The organism is Carboxydothermus pertinax (genome assembly GCF_001950255.1).
GTDB classification, from domain to species: domain Bacteria; phylum Bacillota; class Z-2901; order Carboxydothermales; family Carboxydothermaceae; genus Carboxydothermus; species Carboxydothermus pertinax.
In genome coordinates this window covers 1-5,206 of sequence record NZ_BDJK01000042.1, presented here as the reverse complement: position 1 = coordinate 5,206, position 5,206 = coordinate 1, and the positions used below count along the sequence as shown (strand labels likewise).

The 5,206-nt window shown below is 38.4% G+C and carries 6 protein-coding genes; all 6 read left to right on the top strand.

Going from position 1 to position 5,206, the window contains the following annotated elements; translation table 11 throughout:
- Positions 1–495 precede the first annotated feature (495 nt).
- The 6 genes from cpu_RS09440 (at position 496) to cpu_RS09415 (ending at position 4,981) form a co-directional block, all read left to right on the top strand.
- A complete protein-coding gene (locus cpu_RS09440; RefSeq protein ID WP_075859763.1) occupies positions 496–1,497 on the top strand; it encodes a hypothetical protein in 1,002 nt (333 codons plus the stop codon).
- A 213-nt stretch (positions 1,498–1,710) separates the two neighbouring features.
- Entirely contained in the window at positions 1,711–2,148 is a 438-nt protein-coding gene (locus tag cpu_RS09435) for a nucleoside recognition domain-containing protein (RefSeq protein ID WP_075859762.1), read from the top strand.
- Between the two features lie 10 nt (positions 2,149–2,158).
- Positions 2,159–2,596 carry a nucleoside recognition domain-containing protein gene (locus tag cpu_RS09430; RefSeq protein WP_077177286.1) on the top strand — a complete coding sequence of 146 codons (438 nt, stop codon included), beginning with the start codon at positions 2,159–2,161 and terminating at the stop codon, positions 2,594–2,596.
- A 102-nt stretch (positions 2,597–2,698) separates the two neighbouring features.
- Complete coding sequence (locus cpu_RS09425; RefSeq protein ID WP_075859761.1) at positions 2,699–3,298, top strand: FeoB small GTPase domain-containing protein; 600 nt, start codon at positions 2,699–2,701, stop codon at positions 3,296–3,298.
- Positions 3,285–4,727, top strand: coding sequence for a ferrous iron transporter B (locus cpu_RS09420; protein ID WP_075859760.1), 1,443 nt, complete (start codon positions 3,285–3,287; stop codon positions 4,725–4,727). Before cpu_RS09425 ends, cpu_RS09420 begins: the two co-directional genes overlap by 14 nt.
- Positions 4,727–4,981, top strand: a complete 255-nt coding sequence (locus cpu_RS09415) for a FeoA family protein (protein ID WP_075859759.1) — start codon at positions 4,727–4,729, stop codon at positions 4,979–4,981. The genes cpu_RS09420 and cpu_RS09415 overlap by 1 nt, the downstream gene beginning before the upstream one ends.
- The last annotated feature ends 225 nt before the right edge of the window (positions 4,982–5,206 follow it).

Genomic DNA, 5,206 nt, shown 5'->3' with positions numbered 1-5,206 from the left:
ATGGTACTGGGACGTAAGGTCCTGGGAGAGTAGGTCGCCGCCGGAGTTAAATCTAAAGGGGATAGGTAATTTGCCTATCCCCTTTTTGCTTTTGTGTCCGGCAGAGGGCTGTAATACAGGTTCTACCGGTGACCGGCGGCAAATTTCTGGCTTGAGGGAAAACCTTATATAAGGCTGTTGCAAATGCTTGACTTGACAAAGTAAAGGTTGGACGTTTAGAGAGTGGGGGAGTGTGAAAAAATTTTTTTCACTTTCGCTAAAAGTATTTAGTACTCCTAATAAGCAAGATAGGTACTTCGAAATTATATAGCGAAACATTTACAAATTATCACGGCTAAGACGACAAAAAACGGCGTATTTATGACCTAATTGGCGATTTCGGCCCACCAGTTATTGCAATCGGGTTTATTCAAAAAATTTCAAAATACTATAATAAAAGTACTTAATATATACTACAAAAAGTAGTAGATATAAATAACCAAAGGAGGCGGATAAATGCTAAGATGGTTTCAACCCCAAAAAAACTTGAAGGTTTTAATTATTCTAACGGCCTTTTTATTTTTGTTTTCTGTATCGCCGGTGCAAGTATACGCACAAAGCGATATCCAGTTTAAAGACCTTACGGTTTCAGTATTACCTGAGTATGATGAGCCCGATAAAATTCTTGTTATTTACGAAGGAACTATTATTTCTTCACTGCCTTATAACGGGGAAATTAAATTTATGGTACCCAAAAAAGACCAAAATATCAATGTGGGAATGGCGTGTGAAATTAATGCAGCGGGGGGCCATGAATGCCAACCCTATCGTTTCACCGATAAAGGAGACTACCAGGAACTAACTTGGAAGCTATCAAAAACAGTTCAGCCTGGCCAAGAGTATAAGGTGTATCTGGAATTTTACTATGATGGTATTAAAGGTCAGGCCAATAAGACGATTGATTACAAATTTGTACCGATTCTGCCAATCAAAAATTTAACTCTGTTTGTGGGAAAACCTCTGAAAGCTACCAATTTTAAGCTTGATCCTCCTTATACTTTTACGGGTCAGGGTTATAACTTAAATACCTTTGGGTATACTTTTACCAATCCTACCAACCCAATTAGTATCAAGATTTCCTATACCAAGGATGATCCCAATCCTTCCTTTGAAAAGCCGAAGAACGACAACCAGGCTGCTAATACCCAAGCTCCACCAACTACTTCAACCACACCAACGATTTCTACTCCGGTCTCGGATTGGATTATCTTGCTGCTTTTTATTTTGTTTATAGTATTTTTAGGGCTGCTAATTTTCTATGCTCTGAAAACTCAGAGCAGTTCTCACCCTACCCGCAAAGACAAAAATAGCCGTTATGGTAAGGGAAGCAGCAGGAGCGGTGCTCAAGCTCAATTGGCAGCGGAAAGAAAGCGGATTCGTAGGCTTTTGTTGGAAGGAAAAATCAGTGAGGAAACCTACAGGGAATTGATAAGCGATTTGGAAAATGAGTATAGGTAAAATATCGTTTAATGGAGAGGAGGAGGCTCTGTTTCCTTGTCCTACCATACTTTAAAACCCCTCCATTTTGCAATAAATTTTGCAAAATGTTAGGGGTAATTTTTTTGATTATTTTGTATAGCGAGAATACGAATGGTAGTAGTATAACGTTACGAGGTTGTCAAGGTAGTGGATAAAGCTTAAAATAAGAAGAAAATGTTTTGGGGGATTAGGATGGAAGGAATAAATTTTTATAATTTAAAAATAGCTGCATTTCGCGGGATACAAAAAGGTTTTAATGTAACCTATGAACTTGCCAAAACAGTTGTTCCGGTATATTTTTTAATTACCATTTTAAAATATTCTGGGATATTATCAATAATTTCAAAGTTCTTTGAGCCGGTAATGAAGTTGGTAGGACTTCCGGGGGAGGCATCTTTAATTTTTGTAATTGGCAATGTCTTAAATCTTTATCCGACTATTGCGGCGATTGCTGCCCTACATTTGACAACAAAGCAGGTAACGATTATTGCTACAATGCTTTTACTTTCCCATAATCTTTTTGTGGAAACAGCTGTTAGCAAAAAAAGCGGAGTTGCCATCGGGTATCTGGTATTATTACGGCTAACTGCTGCATTGTTTAGCGGTTTTCTTTTAAATATTGTTCTTTAGGAGTGGGAATATGGGGGAAAAGATGATAATTGAAGCATTATCGGGAAGTATTGGTATGCTTATTAAAATTGCGCTTATTGTAATTCCACTAATGGTGGTTTTAGAAATTGCGAAAGAATTAAAAGTCCTTGAAAAATGGGCAAAACCGCTAGAGCACCTCATGGGCTTTTTGGGAATGCAAAAGGAAGCAGCTTTTCCATTAATGGCGGGGTTAATCTTTGGCCTTGCTTATGGGGCTGGCTTAATTATTGATAGTGCCCGCGACGGGGTTTTAAAACATAAAGATTTAGTTTTAATTAGTGTATTTCTAGTTATATGTCATTCTTTAATTGAAGATACCCTTTTATTTGTCACTGTAGGAGCTAATGGGGCTCTTCTTTTAGGCTACCGGATAATATTAGCCCTAATTATAACTTTTATCGTTTCCCGGTGGTGGAAATTTAATTGAGAATACTTGTCAATTACAAAAAATCTGTTATAATAAAAAAAGTAAAGAATATTTTTTTTACCATGTAATTGAGAATGAATTTCAATAACGGAGGTTGTTACTATGGATTGCCATAACTGCAATAGAAGTTGTCATCATGCTGGAGGAAGATATCGACGGCGTTTTGGCTTTTTTTGGCAAAAAGCTCAAAAGGAAATGTGTGAGGAAAAGCTTTTAAAATTTGCCCTGGTGGGTTCCCCAAACGTCGGCAAGAGTATGCTTTTTAATGCGTTAACGGGGGCATACGTTACTGTTTCCAACTACCCGGGAACCACAGTAGAAATAGCCCGGGGAAAGACGGTAATACATGGCCGGGAGTATGAAGTAGTGGACACTCCGGGGATGTATTCCCTTTTACCAATAACGGAGGAGGAAAAAGTAGCCCGGGATCTTTTGCTAGAAGAAAAACCGGATTTAGTGGTTCATGTTGTTGATGCCAAGAATCTTGGAAGGATGCTGCCCTTAACCTATCAATTAATTGAGGCGGGACTTCCGGTACTTTTAGCAATAAATATGATGGATGAAGCGGAGCAACTAGGACTTGCTATTGACCGGGAAAAACTTGAAAGAGAACTGGGAATACCAGTGGTTACTATGGCTGCAGCGCAAAATGTGGGAATTCGGGAATTAAAAGAGAGGGTGGCAGAGTATGTCAATAAATAAGGTGAAATATCCAGAGCAAATTGAAAAGGCAATTTCCGAAATTGAGAAGCTATTAACGATCGATTATAAATTGACCAAGCGAAGCGTTGCCCTTTTGCTTTTACAAAAGGATGAGGCTCTTCTCAGGGAAATTGCCCAGAAAGAACCGTCTTATGAAAAAATACTGGAGGTAATAACGGAAACTGAGAAGCATTTTACAGAACCAATAAGCTATATTATCGCTTCAGTGCGTCAGGAGACAGCTTTTAAGGTTGAGAGAGAAGCTTTAAAAGAAGAAGGTTCGGAAAAAGCAAGTATAACTGAAATTTTGCATAAACTAACGGTGAACCCCATAACTGGTATTCCCATAATGCTGTTAATTCTTTATTACGGTGTTTATAAATTTGTAGGAGTATTTGGGGCCGGTACGCTGGTGGACTTAATTGAGACTTTTTTTGAAAAAAATATTAATCCAGTAGTTAATCAAGTTACGGCTCAAGTTATTCCCTGGAAAGTATTGCAGGATTTAATAGCTAATGATTATGGCATAATTACTTTGGGGATTAGGTATGCGGTCGCAATTGTTTTGCCAGTGGTAACTACCTTTTTTTTGATGTTTTCAATTTTAGAAGACAGCGGCTATTTACCGAGATTATCACTTTTGGTAGACAGGGCGTTTAAAGCAATTGGTCTTTCGGGTAGAGCGGTTATTCCTATGGTTCTGGGTTTTGGTTGCGACACTATGGCAACTATGGTCACCAGAACTTTAGAGACCAATCGAGAAAGGATTATAGCTACTCTTTTACTGGCTCTCGCAATACCCTGTTCGGCGCAGCTTGGTGTTATCCTAGGACTTTTATCAAATAATCCCGGAGCTTTGTTGATTTGGAGCGGCTTTATGATTTTTGTTTTTCTCCTTGTAGGTTTTCTTACCGCCCAGCTTCTTCCGGGCAAAAGAGCAGGATTTTATATGGAAATTCCTCCTTTGAGAATTCCCAAAGTAAAAAATGTTTTAACCAAGACATATGTGCGGATGAAGTGGTATTTTATTGAAATCTTACCGCTCTTTATTTTAGCTTCGGTTTTAATTTGGCTAGGGAAATTAACTGGACTTTTTGATTTAATAATTCGCGCTCTTGAGCCGGTTATGCTCTGGCTTGGCCTTCCCAAAGAGGCAGCACAAGTCTTTTTATTTGGCTTTTTCCGCCGGGATTATGGTGCTGCTGGAATGTTTGACCTTTACCAAAGAGGGATTTTGGCAGGCAGACAGCTGGTAGTAGCTGCGATAACTCTAACCTTGTTCATACCATGTATTGCTCAGTTTTCCATGATGTTGAAGGAACGGGGTACAAAAGTTACTTTGGCGATGACTGCTTTTATTTTTCCCTTTGCTTTTCTAATGGGATATTTGGTTAATTTCCTTTTAACAGCCTTGGGGGTGAACTTTTAATGAATGCATTGCAAAAACCACTGGCTATAAACCTTATAAATATGAAAACAGGCGAAAAGGGAATTGTTGCTTATTTTAATACCAATGATGAGGCTATAATAAAAAAATTAATGGCTATGGGAGTAATTCCAGGACTTCCTATTGCCTTAGAACAGCGATTTCCTACTTATGTTATAAAAATTGGACGGACGCGGGCTGCAGTAGATAGGGAAATTGCCCAAACAATTTATGTTCGTTTGACAGCCAATAAGTAAATGTCGCTTTCTATTCCTAAAGCGTTAATGGATTCTTCAGCTTCAAGCAATTTTTGGTACTGTTCTTTAGTGAGGTTTGCATAAGTTACTGGCATCATCTATGTAATCACCCCCTTTTAATTATTTTTGGAATTGGTAATAGGCCATAGTTTCGTTCAAAAGCTTTAAATTTCGGGGCAAATAATCCCAGGGCAAGGAAGAGATATCGAAGAGGTAATTAAGATA

Bases quoted from the DNA above. Each gene is read 5' to 3' on its own strand.
- cpu_RS09440 (WP_075859763.1), top strand. From the start codon at position 496: ATGCTAAGATGGTTTCAACCCCAAAAAAACTTGAAGGTTTTAATTATT.
- cpu_RS09435 (WP_075859762.1), top strand. From the start codon at position 1,711: ATGGAAGGAATAAATTTTTATAATTTAAAAATAGCTGCATTTCGCGGG.
- cpu_RS09430 (WP_077177286.1), top strand. From the start codon at position 2,159: ATGGGGGAAAAGATGATAATTGAAGCATTATCGGGAAGTATTGGTATG.
- cpu_RS09425 (WP_075859761.1), top strand. From the start codon at position 2,699: ATGGATTGCCATAACTGCAATAGAAGTTGTCATCATGCTGGAGGAAGA.
- cpu_RS09420 (WP_075859760.1), top strand. From the start codon at position 3,285: ATGTCAATAAATAAGGTGAAATATCCAGAGCAAATTGAAAAGGCAATT.
- cpu_RS09415 (WP_075859759.1), top strand. From the start codon at position 4,727: ATGAATGCATTGCAAAAACCACTGGCTATAAACCTTATAAATATGAAA.